Source organism: Bacillus daqingensis, from assembly GCF_042654445.1.
Lineage (GTDB): Bacteria > Bacillota > Bacilli > Bacillales > Salisediminibacteriaceae > Alkalicoccus > Alkalicoccus luteus.
In genome coordinates this window covers 454,501-469,842 of the sequence record NZ_JBHSGK010000013.1, presented here as the reverse complement: position 1 = coordinate 469,842, position 15,342 = coordinate 454,501, and the positions used below count along the sequence as shown (strand labels likewise).

Here is a 15,342-nt window from a genome sequence, read left to right as displayed (position 1 = left end):
TAAGGCAGCATGAAGGAAAACACAACCGAGCGTGCGCTGAGCAGCAGAAACCGCTTCATGAAGCGGGCAAGCTCCTGTAAGCATTAACAAAGCAGATAAGTTGATTCAACTGCTTTATATCCCTATAATCGGGGATATGAGAAGATTATTTCTGCTGAGCAGGACTGAGAAGAGGTCAACCTGCGGAATTGTATCGATTTTTCGCAAAAACGCTGTTTTATTTACATGGCGGATGTGCTACACTGCTCTGTGGAGATAATAGATAAAAATAGATCACTTAGGAATCGGGAGGAGGATGTCACATGTTGACAAGCCTTAAAACAAAAATTTCACAGAAGCGTGCCGTATGGATGCAGGAAACCCAGGAGCGAATCGAGCAGTTTGCGCAGTTTGAACAAAAACGATCTCTGGAGGAACTGGAGCGTTCCCAGTCCCAGCAGTTTATTTTAAATCAGGAAGTTGGACGGTACCTTAAAACCGTTCATCCGACATTTTTATTGAAGCCGGAAGTGCACCGTGCTCTTCTGAATCTGCTTTATGCCCGGGCAGAGGGAAGATTCAGCATGAGCATTTCTATGACAGAGGAAATGCGGAAAGCCTACTCGTTCTATCATAACGAGCTGAAAATATTTATTACCCTTCTGGAACGTCGTGGCTTTCAAATCGAAGGGCAGGAAGAGCTGTTTCTGCAGACGTTCTTAACAAAGCTTCGGGAAAATAACTTCCGCCGTCTGCTGGACGTATACGGTGACTTTATTCCGGAAGAAGCACCGATTACAGAAGCGTTTGCACGTTATGTCGATACGGTAGATGCCTCCAGTAAGTATGAGAGCGGTCACCTTGATTTCTTCGCAACGTATTTGAACCACAAGAACATTGCTGACTTTACGTGGACGAAGGGCCGGCTGAAGCGCAAGCTGAAGCAGTTCGACAAAGCGAGCCGCGAAGAAAATAAGCTGAAGCAGCTGGAACGAAAGCTGCAGAACATCAGTTGATCAACTAAGCCTGCAGCCGTTCAGACGGTTTGCAGGCTTTTTCATGACAGGATTTGTCGCTCTTCCGTCAGATAGCGGCGGATTTCGTATGTACAGGAACTGCCGGACTGTTCGAAAAAATCATAGGGATACGTATTCCATTTTCTGTGCTCCTTTATGTTACGATAATAGCAGCGAAACAGGAGAGGATGACAGCTATGGGCAGTTCTATATTGTTTATCGGCGCCGGACGAATGGCAGAAGCCGTCATTGCCGGTATTGCAGCGGACGATGGATCTCCGTTCGACCGGATAACGGTCGCGAATAAGTCGAATCAGGAAAAACGGGAGAGGCTTGCTGCTGACTACGGCGTTCATACGACCGACGACTGGCTGCAAGTGATGCAGCGCCATGATGTCATTGTGCTGGCTGCGCCGCCGTCTGCACATGGAGATTTGCTTGATGCTGTAGCCCCGCTGTGGAAAGGGCAGCTGATTGTCACGCTCGCAGCTGGTATTGATCCGGATTTTATGGAAGCAAGGCTTCCGGCAGAGGCACCTGTTTGCTGGATCATGCCGAATACTGCAGCCCAAATTGGAGAATCGATGTCGACATTTGTTTGCGGACGTGCTGTAACATCGACTCATCGGCCGCTGATTGAAGGACTGCTTCATGCAATTGGACCGGCAGAAGAATTGACGGCCAGGCAGGTGCACGAGCTGACGGCTGTGACAGGCAGTGCTCCAGCCTTTATGTATTACATTGCCTCATCGCTCCAGGAAGCGGCCGCAGCCTCCGGAATCTCGCAGGAGCAGGCGCAGCGGCTTGTGGTGCAGATGATGAAAGGCTCAGCTGCGATGCTTGCTTCCGGGAAAGATCCAAAAGAATTGATTGAACAGGTTGCATCACCAGGCGGCTCCACAGCTGAGGGGCTACACGTGCTTGAAACGTATGACGTAGACCGAATTATGAAACAGGCGGTAGCAGCAGTAAACCGTCACGCAGGAGGGAATACGTAATATGCTGAAAACACTTGAGGTAACAACATCATCAAGGGATGAAATCGTAGACCTGACAAACCGGGTGCAGCAGGTGATTAATGAATCGGGCATTAAAGATGGGCTCGTGTACATTCAATCGGCTCACACGACAGCAGGAATCACGGTAAATGAGAACGCCGATCCGGATGTGAAGAAAGATATGCTGAACCGGTTCAATGACGTGTACCCGTGGGACCATCCGCAGGACCGGCATATGGAGGGAAATACGGCGTCTCATTTGAAAGTATCGACAGTAGGCACGCTGCAGACGCTGATTGTCCACGAAGGCAGGCTTCTGCTTGGAACTTGGCAAGGAATTTATTTTTGTGAATTTGACGGCCCGCGTAAGAGAAACGTTCATGTGAAAGTCTCAGCAGGCTGATTAACAGGCAGGAGAGAAGGTCATTATGTCAGATCAACAGCTGATCCGGGGAACGATGGTGCTGACCGCAGGCATTTTCTTAACGAAGTTTCTCGGATTTATTTACATATTCCCATTCACGTATCTTGTAGGTCACCAGGGGCTTGCACTGTATGCATACGGGTACTTGCCGTATACTGTGCTGCTCAGCCTTGCGACGCTCGGCATACCGCTTGCGGTGTCCAAATTCGTTTCAAAATACAATTCGCTCGGTGATTATCACACCGGACAACGGCTGTTAAAGTCAGGATTGATCGTCATGGGCGTCACCGGCTTTATCGCCTTTCTTGTCCTGTTTTTTTCTGCAGAGGTCATTGCGAACCGAGTGCTTGACCCGGATAACCTGGAAGGAAATACAGTAGCAGACGCTGTTTTCACGATTCGCATGGTCAGCGCGGCCCTGATTGTCGTGCCGCTTATGGCCATCATTCGCGGATTTTTCCAAGGAAACCAGTCTATGGGGCCAACAGCCGTTTCGCAGGTAATTGAACAAATTGTCCGGATTGTCTTTATTCTGGTCCTTACGTACTTGATTTTGTATACATTCGACGGGCAGCTGGGCACCGCAATCGGCTTTGCCGTTTTTGGTGCCTTTGCCGGAGCGCTCGGCGGACTTGCTGTGCTGCTCTGGTATTGGAAAAAGCGGTATGCCGGATTGCAGGAAATGGTCAGCCGCAGTACGGTTGATCATCAGCTGCCGCTCGGAAAAATGTACCGGGAACTGCTCAGATATGCACTGCCGCTGTCCTTCGTAGGTCTTGCCATTCCGCTGTACCAGATGATTGACCTATGGACATTTAATCCGGCGATGATGGCAGCTGGCTACACGGATACACAGGCAGAAACCTTTTTTGCGTCCTTTACGCAAACGTCCCATAAGCTGATTATGATTCCGGTGTCGCTTGCTACGGCCATGTCGCTTACGATTCTGCCGACGATTACAGCGGCGTACACCCAGAACGATACCGAAAAGCTGCAGCGGACGATTACACAGACCTATCAGATCATTTTGTTTTTGACAGTGCCGGCAGCGGCTGGCCTGATGGTGCTCGCAGTGCCGGCATATGGCGCTTTGTTTGCTGAAGAAGTAACGGCGGGCGCGTCTATTTTACGCAACTATGCACCGGTTGCCGTCTTTTTTGCTGTGTTTGCCGTAACGGCTTCCCTGCTGCAGGGAATGGAGAAGCAGCGGATGGCTGTCGTGTCACTTGCTGCAGGTCTTTTGTTTAAGGTCGCGTTTAACAGCTTATTTATCGGCTGGTTTGGTCCGGAAGGCGGCGTTTACGCTACATTTGGAGGATATCTGCTGTCGGTTTGTATCAATATTTGGGCGATCGGCTACTATGCTGATTTTGATTACCGGCTTGTACGTAAACGATTCATGCAAGTAGGAGTTTACTCGCTGATTATGGTGCTTGTCACCTGGTATATTTCCTTTGGTCTGCAGCGAATTTGGCCGGTCACTAGCCAGGGGAACGGTCTGCTCGTCCTTGGAATCTCGGTTACAGCAGGCGTCATCGTTTATTTAAATCTGGCGTTTCGGTCAGGTCTTGCCGGAAAGGTTCTCGGCCACCGGTTTTCCATGCTGAATAAATAGCAGAACCGGAAGCAGACGAACCGAACCTGTTCAACCCTTAAAAAATCTGCTTATAACAAAGCAGTGCCGAAGATCATTTGTTGATCTTCGGCACTGCTTGATTGTTAATTTTGCACGGATTCCTGCGGGGTTTCGCCAGGGACCCATGCTTCTGCCCACGCCTGAATTTCATCAAGAGCGGATTCTAACGCTCTTCCTTTGTCCGTGAGAGTATACTCTATACGCACCGGTGTTTCCGGGTAGACGTGACGTTTGACGATACCGATCTCTTCCAGCTGCTTCAGCCGGTCGACGAGCATTTTGTCGCTCATATTGGGAATGTTAGAAGAAATATCGCGGAACCGTGCCGGTCCATGCAGAAGCACACGGATAATCAAGCCGTTCCAGCGTTTGCCGAGAAGTTGAAAAGCCGATTCGAACTTTGGGCACATCGCTAACTCTTCCATGTAGGTTCACCTCTCTTTATATGCTGATGCATATACCTAAACAGTTGTTTGTCTATTATAACACAATATATCCGATTTGCGGAATAGAACGCCAACAATGAACTTTTTTAAAGAAACAAACTTTTGTTTAATAGCTGGAGGTGGATAACAAGTGAGAGCGTCCGCTGACAGCAGTATGGAGGGAATGCGTTCTTCGGTCTTTGCTAAAAAACCGGTTCAGCTGCACCTGCGATGAAGGTTGAAAGCGCAACGCATTATGAGATTTCCTCTTTCCCTGCCAAAGTACCTTTCAGGGGTAGGGGGCATCTGCTATAATGGGAGCATTGGACAATAGGGTGCAGAAGGGGGGCGGAACGGTGGAGGAAAGCAAATCGAAGCTTTACATAGACTGGTATTTGATCACAGCGGTCGTCGTTATGACAGCGTTTGGACTGATTATGGTGTACAGTGCAAGCTTCGTGCAGGGATATCAAAATTACGGCGATGTCACATACTTTTTTGATCGGCATTTGATCTGGGTTGTGCTCGGAGGTCTCGGGTTCCTTTTTTTTATGTTCTTTCCATACCGTCATTTCAGACGTCTCGTTCCGCTTATTCTGCTGGCGTCTGTGGCGATGCTGATCCTTGTTGCCCTTCCGGGAGTCGGTCATACGGTGAACGGAGCAACGCGCTGGATTGCAATCGGAGGCTTTACGATCCAGCCGTCTGAATTCGTAAAGCTTGGCATGATTATTTATCTGGCATATATTTATTCACGCAAACAATCATATATCCATGACTTTAAAAGCGGTCTTTTTCCGCCGCTTTTGATTACAGCGGGTGTGTTTATTTTAATCATGATGCAGCCGGATCTCGGTACCGGCACGTCGATTGTGCTCGTTGCAGGGCTGATCGCGTTTTATTCCGGAGCCCGCTTTTTTCACATGATATCGCTTGGTGCGCTTGCTGGCGCTGGTCTTTATTATTATGCCAGCTCTGCCGAATACCGGATGAACCGGATCACTGGATTTGTCAATGCGTTTGAACTGGAGCAGTCAGACGGCTTTCAGCTGGTGCAGTCGTATATTGCGATTGCGCACGGAGGACTAACCGGGGCTGGATTTGGTCAAAGCGTCCAGAAGCTGTTTTATTTACCGGAGGCTCATACGGATTTTATTCTCGCCATCGTCAGTGAAGAGCTCGGCTTTTTAGGGGTGCTGCTGGCACTTGGCGGCGTGGCGTTCATTATTGGACGCGGCTTTCTCATCGGTGTTCGCTGCCGGGATACGTTCGGCAGTCTGCTCGCATTTGGTATTGTCTCACAGCTTGCTATACAGGTGATCTTCAACTCTGGTGCCGTCAGCGGTTTTCTGCCAATCACAGGAATACCGTTCCCGTTTTTAAGCTATGGCGGTTCATCGCTTCTCGTTACCCTTGCCGGAATTGGAATTCTCGCAAATATATCGAGAAAAACGGAAAAAGAACGGGAGAGTTATGCTTCTGATAATAAGGAAATGCACGACGAAGGGACGTTCGAAAGGACCTCTGTTTCCCGGGGCGTGTAAGAGGGTGGAACTATGCAGGAACGAAAAAGTCCGTTTCAACAGCTGGACTATACATTATTATTCTTTTTATTTGTACTGATGTGCATCAGTCTCGTCGCGATTTACAGCGCTGCGACATCCGGACAGTACGGCGTGGCACCGTCGTATTTCGTCCAGCGTCAGATTCTCTGGTTCTCTGTCGGAACAGTGCTTCTGATTTCAGCGATGGTGATCGATTACGATCTGTTTAAGCATCTTTCAATTCCGCTTTATGCCGTGAGCATGATTTTACTCGTTGCCACCCACTTGTTCGGCATCGAAGTAAACGGTGCCCAGCGCTGGCTTGGCATTCCGGGTGTGTTTACGTTTCAGCCGTCGGAGTTCGTAAAGATTTTTATTCTGATTTCTCTGGCGCATCTGCTGTTTACCATTACGCGGTCGCCGCGTCCTAAAACATTCAAATCGGACGTGATTGTCGTTTCCAAAATACTGGGAGTCGGCCTGCCGCCGTTTGCTTTTATTTTAATTCAGCCGGACCTTGGAACGGCGCTCGTTATCCTGGCGATGATTGCAATCATGATTTTAATGGCAGGGGTAACTTTCCGAATGATTGGACTGCTCGTGACGATGGCGCTTTCTGCAGTCGCCGGACTTGTCTGGCTCCACAACAATGCGTTTGAACTGTTCACGCAGGTCATCCGGCCTCACCAGCTGTCACGTATTTATGCGTGGCTGGACCCTACTGCGAACATCGGCGGGGAAGGCTATCAGCTCTATCATGCACTGCAGGGGATCGGAGCCGGACAACTGTACGGGAGCGGATTCACGCAGGGAGTGAAATCTCAAAGCGGTGTTATTCCAGAGCTGCACACGGACTTCATTTTCACGGTGATCGCAGAGGAGTTCGGATTCATCGGAGCCACGGTGCTGATGGTTATCTACTTCCTGCTGCTGTACCGAATGGTGCTGATTGCATTTACGTGTAACAATTCATTTGGCACGTATTTGACGGCAGGGGTTGTTGGACTGCTCGTTTTCCAGATTTTCCAGAACGTTGGCATGACTATTGGTGTTGTGCCGATCACAGGTCTCGCACTGCCGTTTATCAGCTACGGAGGAAGTGCCCTGGTCACGAATATGCTGGCGATCGGAATCGTGTTGAACGTCAACATACGAACGAAGCATTACATGTTTGGCGAAGAAGAATAACGAAAGATAAAGGCTTCGGGACTCTCCCTGAAGCCTTTATCTAATCGTATGTAAATAAGGAGGTCATGATCATGAGAGCAGATAAACTGCTTGCTGATTTGGGATACGGGTCCAGAAAAGACGTAAAAAAACTGTTTAGGGAAAAGGCGCTGACTGCCGACGGTGAAGTGGTGCCGAGCGGAAAAACACATGTCTATCCGGATGAGCAGAAGCTTGAAGTGTTTGGGGAACCAGTCATCTATAGAACACACATCTATTTAATGATGAATAAGCCGGACGGACTTTTGTCTGCGACGGAAGATGCTGTTCAGGAAACGGTCGTAGATATTTTGGAACCGGAAGACCAGCTGTTTGAGCCATTTCCGATCGGCAGGCTGGATAAGGATACGACGGGTCTGCTGCTGCTGACGAACGATGGAAAGCTGGCGCACCGGCTGACCTCGCCAAAGCACAAGGTGGATAAAGAGTATCGTGTTCATTTAGCACGTCCGCTTTCAGCAGAGGGAGAACAGCGATTAAAGGAAGGAATGACGCTTGAGGACGGCTTGGAAACGAAGCCGGCACAGGTCAGCCATACCGACGATCCGCTTGTCATATTCCTGACGATTCAAGAAGGGAAATATCATCAAGTAAAACGGATGATCGCAGCCTGCGGGAGCCATGTCGCAGAGCTGGAGCGGGTCAGAATGGGACCGCTCGTATTGGATGAAGACTTGAAACGAGGCGAATACAGGGAGCTTACCGAGCAGGAGCTGGCCAGGCTGATGAAGCAGAGGTAAACAAAAAAAGAAGCTGCGTCCGTAAAACGCTGCTTCAAGTGATTTGTTCTCAAGATACTTTTGTTTTCTTGCCGGTTGTCGTCCAGACACCCCGTTCAAGCGTGGTGACCAGACCATTATATTCCAGCACGTTTAAGTCGCGCTGAATGGTTCGTTCAGTCGTTCCGAACTCTTCCGTGAGCTCTTTCGTCGTCACGTTTCCTTTCTGATTAATGTAGAGATACACAGATTTAATGCGAGTTAACATACGATCGGTTGACGGCTTCAAAAAACCACTCCTTCAAGTTTGTTACTCCAGTGTAAATCGCTGAAACATCAAGCGCAGAAAGACCAGGAAGGGCTTCTACACGCTCACATCAACTCGTTTTCCGGCGTAAGGATGAGGAGCCTCCTGTACGGCGGAATCCAGTGCCTGAAGCATGTTTATGCTCTGTGCGGCCTGGGTGGACAGCGCGCTCTGCATGAGGCTGAGGCTCACAGTATGCTGGAGCTGCCTGGCCTGAGCGTTCATCATGGAACTAATATCCAATCGCTTTCCCCTCCTTTGCACTAATTTTACCTAAATTGACGTGTTACGTAAAGCGAATTGAATGTAAAATTCGTAAAACTTTCGTAAACCGGACGTGAAACGTTCGGTTTTTATAGTGGGAATACCGCGATAGTTGACGTATACTGGTAATCGTCATGCAAAATACATAGAAAGTCAGGGATGTTGAAATGAAACAGCGTAATCCGGTTTTTTACATGAAGGGCTATTTTTTCTTCATTTACTTTGGATTTGGCGGGCTGTTCCCGCTGCTTACGGTCTATCTGCAGGATGAGGTACAGCTGAGTGGGGCACAGATTGGCGTCATCACCTCCATCGGTCCAATCGTCATGATCCTGATTCAGCCGCTGTGGGGGATGCTTAGTGATTATACGAAGCGGCCCAAGCTGCTGTTGACTGTCGCTTCAGTCGGAGCAGGGGTTTCCGGCTTCACGTATTTATTCGCACAGGAATATATCTATTTTGTCCTTACAGCTTCTTTGATTGCTTTGTTTCAAAGCGCACTGATTCCACTCTCCGATAGTATCGCCATGAACTATACGAAACGTGAAGGCGGCGATTACGGGAAAATTCGGATGTGGGGAGCAGTCGGGTTTGCTGTTGCTGTATGGATCATGGGAAACGCGTCTGATCTGATCGGTCTGGAAGTCATCTTTTACGGCTTTGCTGCCGTATTATTTGCAGGTGCCCTCTTTTCCCGCCATATGCCGAATGAGGCCGGCTCCACGGTCGTCGATGTCCGCGGAGGCATGAAGCGGCTGATGAAGGTGAGAGGGTTCCCGTTGTTTTTAGTGATTACATTTCTCGTCTACGGACCGATAATGGCAAACAACTTTTACTTTGGGGTGCTGATTCAGTTTGCCGGAGGAACGCTTGCCGGTGTAGGCTTCGCCTTTTTACTGGCGGCAGGGAGCGAGGTGCCGTTTATGCGGTGGGCTGGAGCCTGGATTCAACGGCGCGGCATCTTAACGATTCTCTTTGCAGCAGCGTTTGTTTCCGGCGTCCGGTGGATCTTTTATTCTTTCGAACCGGATCCTGTCTGGATTTATGCGACAACCATCATGCAAGGTTTCAGCATTGGTCTCTTCGTGCCGGCAGCGCTTCAGTACGTGACGGAAATTGCCCCCGCAGAGGTCAAAGCGACAGCAGTGTCTGTGTACGCAGCTGTCGGTAACGGCGTCGGCGCCTTTTTCTTCAGCATGTCAGCAGGTCTGCTTATCGATCTGCACTCGATTCTTGCCGTTTACTTATTTTACGGAGTCATGACGTTGATTGGTGCTTTTCTGCTGTTTGTGCTTGCCTCGCGACAGCCTCACATCGTAAAAAAAGAAAGCGGCTGATTCAGTACGTAAAAAGAACCCGTTACAGCATGTAAGCTGTGACGGGTTCTTTTTTGCTGATTAGCTTAATCGAACTGAAACAGATCCGTACTCAAGTAGCGTTCACCCGTATCGCAGGCAATCGCAACAACGACATCGTCCGGACCAAATTTCTTGGCTGTTTCCATTGCTGCATAGCACGCTGCGCCGGAGGAGGGCCCTACAAGTATGCCTTCTTCTCTTGCCAGCCCTCTGGCAGCCTCGTATGCATCCTCATCGGATATCTGGTGAATTTTCCCGTACACCTCTTCGTTTAAGATAGGGGGAATAAAGCCGGGAGACGTTCCGACAAGCTTGTGCGGGCCAGGTTTTCCGCCGGATAGCACGGGAGACCCTTTTGGTTCGACCACGTGAATTTCAACGTCCGGATAGGAGCTGCGAAGCTCTTCACCTGTGCCTGTTATCGTTCCGCCAGTACCGGAAGTAGCAACAAAAGCAGCAAACTGTCCGTCAATCTGCTTCATCGCTTCCTTAATTTCCAGTGCGGTCGTTTTTCGGTGGGCATCCGGGTTAGCACCGTTTTCAAACTGCATGGGCATAAAGCCGTTCGGGATTTCTTCTGTCAGCTGCCGCGCCTTCTCAATGGCACCCGGCATTTTTTTGTCGCCCGGTGTTAGCACCACTTCGGCACCGTAGGCTTTCAGCAGGTTAATCCGCTCTTGGGACATCGTATCCGGCATCGTTAAAATCGCACGATAGCCTTTCGCAGCAGCATTCATCGCCAGTCCGATCCCGGTGTTGCCTGATGTTGGTTCAATGATAACCGAATCAGGGTGCAGAATACCGTCTTTCTCTGCCTGTTCAATCATATTGGAGGCGGCTCTGTCTTTGACGCTGCCGCTTGGATTCATAAACTCAAGCTTCAAGTATACCTGTGCTCCATTTTTATCGGGAAGCCGCTGAAGTTTTACTAGAGGCGTATCCCCGATCAGTTCATCCATGTAATTGACTACTCTGCTCAATCCGGTTCATCCTTTCTAAAACGAAGTATGTTTATCTGTATGCTTCCTTTATCAGTATAGCACAGCCATTCAACAGGATAAACGCGGCTGTTTGTCTCATGTTTTTGCAAGTCGGCAGAAAGGAATAGATAGGCAGAGGAAGAAGAAAGAGGTGAAACTCATGTCAGCACATTATTTTCTGGGATTTTCTGCCGATATAAGGATCAGGGATAAAGCTGTGCAGATGCAGGAGGAACTGAACGCTTCTGATTATTTTCGTCATCTAACTGGTCCAGAGGATTTTCATGTGACGCTTCTGTTTCTCGGAGGCTGGGAACAAAGGAAGCGTGAGAAGCTGTGGAAACGGTTGGAAGACAAGCAGCTTCCAGCCTTTACGTTATCCTTCAGGCGCTATGCCATATTTGGTAAAGCAGAAAGACCGCGTGTTCTCTTTCTCAGACCGGACCCGGAGCCGATTTTGGCAGACATGTATCAGACTGTTATTCAGGAAGCATCACAGCTTGATTTTCCAGTTCCCGAAAGAGGCTATCATCCGCATCTTACACTCGCTAAAAAAGCTGGAAGCGTCCCCTTTCCAGAGCCGGTTTACGGCGAGATGGAACAGGTGGCGATGCCCGTTACGGAGCTGACTCTTTACCAGGTCCGCCCCGAAAGCAAACCGAGATATTACGCTGAAACAACGATGACATTATGCGGGAGGAGTTAAGCAGATGGCGCAGCTCGTCAAACTAGCTGATTACGTAACACGTTATGAAATAGACATATATCGTTATCCGAGCCGCTATGTGCGTTTGAAAAAAGAACGATGGCAGCGGATCAAAGCCGATTGGGAGGCGACAAGAAGGGAAGGAGAAGGGCCTTTATTTCAGCATTATGAAGAAAAGGGAACATGGAAAAAAGCACGGATGCTTCTCGCAAAGAACTGGAAAAAGAAGACGCAGGAGGAAATGGATCTCCCATCAAACTGGGAGCTTCGGCACCAGTCTGTTGATGCGCTGCGGGAACAGTTTGTTAAAGAGCTGCTGTCCTTTCAGCTGAACTGGGCAAGCTCCACTGTTTCAGAAATCTCTGCCATAGCTCCCGTACACCGGAATGATCCCTTGTTAAACTGGTTTCTCACCAGCTTTCCGGACACTTTTTTTCTGTTTTACGAACCTGTCCTCATGGCCGGACAGGCACCGGTTGAATGTGACACGCTGCTGCTTACGCCGAACGAGCTTTGGGTGCTCCACGTTCTCCCTGGAGACGGCACAACGATATACTCGTCACAGGGGACCCGCTATTGGGAGAAGCGGGAAGGGGAGTCGCGTGAAACGCTGCTGCATCCATCTGTATCGATCAGAAGAACGGTAACGGTGCTGCAGCAGATTCTGCAGGGGAGCGGGATCAAGTTGAAAACAGCTGTTTTATGTCCCGATGGGTACATTGACACGGGCAAAAACAACAGGCTTGAATTTTACGACAAGCGCTCTATGTCGTTGTTTCAAAACAGCTTACGCAAAATGACAACTCCGATTAAAGCAGATCAGCTGAAAGCGGCCGAACAGCTGCTGGATGCTGGCTTGACGGTGTCGGAAAACCGGATGGATGCAGAACCGGAAAACGGCGTTGATTCAGAGGAAGAATTCCGTTAAGATAAGTAAGGCACTTATCAGTATGAAGGAGCGGAATCCTTGCGATGATACCGACAGAATTTACGTATATTCGCCGCGCCCCGGATTGGAACGGCGGGTTTGGTTTAGAACGGCTGCTGGAAGAGGACGTGCAATTTTTCGATAACATGCACTCGCTTCGCCAGGCTTGTCCAGCCGGCACCGTCTTTTTTATTTGTCCGCCGATGGCAGACAGCGAATTTGTTGAAATCAATGAGCACGTTACAAGGATGCTGGATAAACAGTTTCCAGGTTGAACATGCTAAAAGAGCCAGCAGAGAGCGAATATGCTTTCTGCTGGCTCTTTTACGTTTATTGACGCGGCTTTGGCACCGGCGAGAGCTTCCAGATTTCTGAAGCATACTCGTGGATCGTCCGATCGCTTGAAAATTTTCCGGAGTGGGCGATGTTAATGGTGCTCATCTGCTGCCACTGCCGGTGGTTGCGGTACCGGGATTCTGCCAGCTCGTGTGCGTCAATATAGGAATCAAAATCCTTAAGTACAAAATAAGGATCATTGTTGTACATAATGTTGTAAAAAATATCCTTGAACTCGATTTCCTGTGATCCGAATTCGCCTCCATAAAGCTGGTCGAGGATCCGGCGGATGCGGTCATCCGCATGGTAAATATCTTTTGCGTTGTATCCGCCGTTTGCGTAATAATCATGCACCTGCTCGCTTGAGAGCCCGAAAATGAAAATGTTGTCGCGTCCAACAAAATCATTGATTTCGATGTTCGCTCCGTCCATGGTACCGATTGTCAGCGCTCCGTTCATCATCATCTTCATATTTCCGGTGCCGGACGCCTCCTTGCTGGCCGTGGAAATCTGTTCACTGAGCTCAGCTGCCGGAATAATTTTCTCGGCGAGGCTGACATTATAGTTTTCCAGGAAGATGACTTTGAGACGGTCACCGACAGCAGGGTCGTTATTTACGATGGAAGCAACATGGTGAATGAGCTTGATAATTTCCTTTGCCATGTAGTAGCCAGGAGCTGCTTTGGCACCAAAAATGAATGTACGGGGTGTCATATCCATCATCGGATTATCTTTCAGCTCGTTGTATAGATAGATCACATGAAAGATATTCATCAGCTGCCGCTTGTATTCATGGAGCCGTTTAATCTGCACATCAAAAATCGAATGTTCATTCACGGTGATACCGGTCCGCTGGCGGATCAGTTCTGCCAGGGATTTTTTATTTTCCTTCTTCACCTCCGCGATTTTGTCGAGAAATGGTGAATCATTTGAGTAGCGCACGAGGGTGCTCAGCTTGGAAGGCTGCTCGACCCAGCCGCGTCCGATCGCATCAGAAATGAGCGAGGACAAACCGGGGTTTACCTGCAGAAGCCAGCGGCGATGCGTGATGCCGTTTGTTTTGTTATTGAACTTTTCCGGGAAGATTCTGTAAAAATCGTTCATTTCCGAGCGCTTTAATATTTCCGTATGCAGTTTGGCAACACCGTTGATGCTGAAGCTGCCGACAATCGCAAGACGGGCCATATGCACTTGGTCATCTGCGATCACGGCAACATTTGGGATCAAATCGCGGAAGGCAGGCTTATCGTAATAAATACCAAGGCAAAACCGCTCGTTGATCTCATTAATAATCATAAAGATACGAGGAAGCAGATTCTCCATCATGCTGACCGGCCATTTTTCGAGTGCTTCACTCAGCGTCGTATGATTGGTATAGGCGATCGTCTTCGTTGTGATCTTCCAGGCGTCGTCCCACGAAAAGCCCTCTTCATCCATCAGCAGTCTCATTAGTTCTGGAACTGCAAGCGACGGGTGCGTGTCGTTAATCTGGATGACCGTTTTCTCATGCATATTTTTTAACGATTTTGAGCAGCGCGTTTTGTGGTCCCGAATAATATTTTGAATGGTGGCTGATACGAGAAAATATTGCTGCTTCAGTCGAAGCTCTTTTCCTTCATAGCTTGAATCATCTGGATATAAAAAGCCGGAAATCTGCTCAACAGAATGCATGTGATCGAGATGGTGATAGTATTTCCCCTCTGCATCCGCAAGAATGTCCGTGTTTTCCGGAGCAAGCTCGGCACTCCAAAGGCGCAGGGTGTTTACTACGTCATTCTGGTAGCCCGCGACAGGAACGTCGTACGGAACGGCTTGCACTTCGTCGGTGTCATAATAGGAGAATTCCAGCGTGCCATCTGAGCGTTTATGCGGAACGACATGACCGCCGAAGTGAATGGTCAAGGATTCATCAGCCCGGCGCGTTTCCCAAGGATACTCTTCTTTCAGCCAGTAATCGGGAAGCTCTACCTGATTTCCGTGAATGATCCGCTGCTCAAATAAGCCGTAGCGGTAGCGGATGCCGCTGCCGTGCCCTGCGTACCGCAGAGAAGCAACAGAATCGAGAAAGCAGGCCGCGAGCCGTCCCAGGCCGCCATTGCCAAGCCCCGCGTCATGCTCTTGGCCATAGACGAGCTCCGGCTCAAAGCCTAACTTTTTCAGCGTAGTCGTACAGGTTTCCAGCAGACCGCAGTTTTGCAGGTTATTCTCCATAAGGCGCCCGATGAGAAATTCCATCGAAATGTAGTACATCTGACGTTCTTCCCGCTTATCATAATGCTTGCGAGTGTCCTGCCAGGAAGCGCTGAGCTGTTCCTGGACAATGGAAGCTACCGCGTAATACATGTCTTTTTCGCTTGCCTCTTCTACTCCGGTTCCCCGGAGACTGCGGAGCTTTTCCGTCAGCTGTTCTTCAAATGATTGCGTTGTAAGCACGATGGTTCCTCCTCTTTCGATTCCACGGCGCACAGGCCGTTTTGAGTTTACTCAGCGGACAG

At 49.3% G+C, this 15,342-nt stretch carries 16 protein-coding genes; 11 read left to right on the top strand and 5 right to left on the bottom strand.

The window, feature by feature from the left end; genetic code table 11:
* Positions 1-302 precede the first annotated feature (302 nt).
* The 4 genes from ACFO4L_RS13540 to ACFO4L_RS13525 all read left to right on the top strand — a co-directional run bounded on the left by ACFO4L_RS13540 (position 303) and on the right by ACFO4L_RS13525 (position 4,032).
* Positions 303-995, top strand: coding sequence for a hypothetical protein (locus ACFO4L_RS13540; RefSeq protein WP_377910206.1), 693 nt, complete (start codon positions 303-305; stop codon positions 993-995).
* Between the two features lie 197 nt (positions 996-1,192).
* Positions 1,193-1,993 carry a pyrroline-5-carboxylate reductase gene (gene proC, locus ACFO4L_RS13535; RefSeq protein ID WP_377910205.1) on the top strand — a complete coding sequence of 267 codons (801 nt, stop codon included), beginning with the start codon at positions 1,193-1,195 and terminating at the stop codon, positions 1,991-1,993.
* Between the two features lies 1 nt (position 1,994).
* Positions 1,995-2,396, top strand: a complete 402-nt coding sequence (locus tag ACFO4L_RS13530; protein ID WP_377910204.1) for a secondary thiamine-phosphate synthase enzyme YjbQ — start codon at positions 1,995-1,997, stop codon at positions 2,394-2,396.
* Between the two features lie 25 nt (positions 2,397-2,421).
* Positions 2,422-4,032, top strand: coding sequence for a putative polysaccharide biosynthesis protein (locus tag ACFO4L_RS13525; protein WP_377910203.1), 1,611 nt, complete (start codon positions 2,422-2,424; stop codon positions 4,030-4,032).
* Positions 4,033-4,136: 104 nt separating this feature from the next.
* Here ACFO4L_RS13525 and ACFO4L_RS13520 read toward each other — a convergent pair whose 3' ends face one another.
* The gene (locus tag ACFO4L_RS13520) at positions 4,137-4,478 is read right to left on the bottom strand and encodes a winged helix-turn-helix transcriptional regulator (RefSeq protein ID WP_377910202.1); all 342 of its coding nucleotides are present in this window, start codon (positions 4,476-4,478) and stop codon (positions 4,137-4,139) included.
* A gap of 314 nt (positions 4,479-4,792) precedes the next feature.
* Here ACFO4L_RS13520 and ftsW point away from each other — a divergent pair, with 314 nt between their 5' ends.
* The 3 genes from ftsW to ACFO4L_RS13505 all read left to right on the top strand — a co-directional run bounded on the left by ftsW (position 4,793) and on the right by ACFO4L_RS13505 (position 7,989).
* Positions 4,793-6,022, top strand: a complete 1,230-nt coding sequence (gene ftsW, locus ACFO4L_RS13515; RefSeq protein WP_377910201.1) for a putative lipid II flippase FtsW — start codon at positions 4,793-4,795, stop codon at positions 6,020-6,022.
* 12 nt (positions 6,023-6,034) lie between these two features.
* Positions 6,035-7,210 carry a rod shape-determining protein RodA gene (gene rodA, locus ACFO4L_RS13510; protein WP_377910200.1) on the top strand — a complete coding sequence of 392 codons (1,176 nt, stop codon included), beginning with the start codon at positions 6,035-6,037 and terminating at the stop codon, positions 7,208-7,210.
* Positions 7,211-7,281: 71 nt separating this feature from the next.
* Positions 7,282-7,989 (top strand): pseudouridine synthase, encoded by a 708-nt coding sequence (locus tag ACFO4L_RS13505; RefSeq protein ID WP_377910199.1) that lies wholly within the window; start codon positions 7,282-7,284, stop codon positions 7,987-7,989.
* Positions 7,990-8,038: 49 nt separating this feature from the next.
* Here ACFO4L_RS13505 and ACFO4L_RS13500 read toward each other — a convergent pair whose 3' ends face one another.
* Together ACFO4L_RS13500 and ACFO4L_RS13495 are read right to left on the bottom strand one after the other, a co-directional pair.
* Positions 8,039-8,257 carry a DeoR family transcriptional regulator gene (locus tag ACFO4L_RS13500; RefSeq protein ID WP_168005232.1) on the bottom strand — a complete coding sequence of 73 codons (219 nt, stop codon included), beginning with the start codon at positions 8,255-8,257 and terminating at the stop codon, positions 8,039-8,041.
* 75 nt (positions 8,258-8,332) lie between these two features.
* Positions 8,333-8,518: a putative motility protein gene (locus tag ACFO4L_RS13495; protein ID WP_377910198.1), complete on the bottom strand. Its 186-nt coding sequence runs from the start codon at positions 8,516-8,518 to the stop codon at positions 8,333-8,335.
* A 188-nt stretch (positions 8,519-8,706) separates the two neighbouring features.
* On the opposite strand from ACFO4L_RS13495, the gene ACFO4L_RS13490 reads away from it, so the two are divergent.
* Positions 8,707-9,876 (top strand): MFS transporter, encoded by a 1,170-nt coding sequence (locus ACFO4L_RS13490; RefSeq protein WP_377910197.1) that lies wholly within the window; start codon positions 8,707-8,709, stop codon positions 9,874-9,876.
* A gap of 65 nt (positions 9,877-9,941) precedes the next feature.
* On the opposite strand, the gene cysK is transcribed toward ACFO4L_RS13490, so the two are convergent.
* Complete coding sequence (gene cysK, locus ACFO4L_RS13485; protein ID WP_377910327.1) at positions 9,942-10,856, bottom strand: cysteine synthase A; 915 nt, start codon at positions 10,854-10,856, stop codon at positions 9,942-9,944.
* Positions 10,857-11,037: 181 nt separating this feature from the next.
* Between cysK and thpR the strand changes: the two genes are divergently transcribed.
* From thpR to ACFO4L_RS13470, 3 genes are read left to right on the top strand one after another with little or no spacing between them, the layout of a single operon-like run.
* On the top strand, positions 11,038-11,583 hold the full coding sequence (gene thpR / locus ACFO4L_RS13480; RefSeq protein ID WP_377910196.1) for an RNA 2',3'-cyclic phosphodiesterase: 546 nt from the start codon (positions 11,038-11,040) through the stop codon (positions 11,581-11,583).
* A 4-nt stretch (positions 11,584-11,587) separates the two neighbouring features.
* Positions 11,588-12,511, top strand: coding sequence for a hypothetical protein (locus tag ACFO4L_RS13475; protein WP_377910195.1), 924 nt, complete (start codon positions 11,588-11,590; stop codon positions 12,509-12,511).
* Positions 12,512-12,555: 44 nt separating this feature from the next.
* Complete coding sequence (locus tag ACFO4L_RS13470) at positions 12,556-12,786, top strand: hypothetical protein (protein ID WP_377910194.1); 231 nt, start codon at positions 12,556-12,558, stop codon at positions 12,784-12,786.
* Positions 12,787-12,841: 55 nt separating this feature from the next.
* On the opposite strand, the gene ACFO4L_RS13465 is transcribed toward ACFO4L_RS13470, so the two are convergent.
* Complete coding sequence (locus ACFO4L_RS13465) at positions 12,842-15,283, bottom strand: glycogen/starch/alpha-glucan phosphorylase (protein WP_377910326.1); 2,442 nt, start codon at positions 15,281-15,283, stop codon at positions 12,842-12,844.
* Positions 15,284-15,342: the final 59 nt, after the last annotated feature.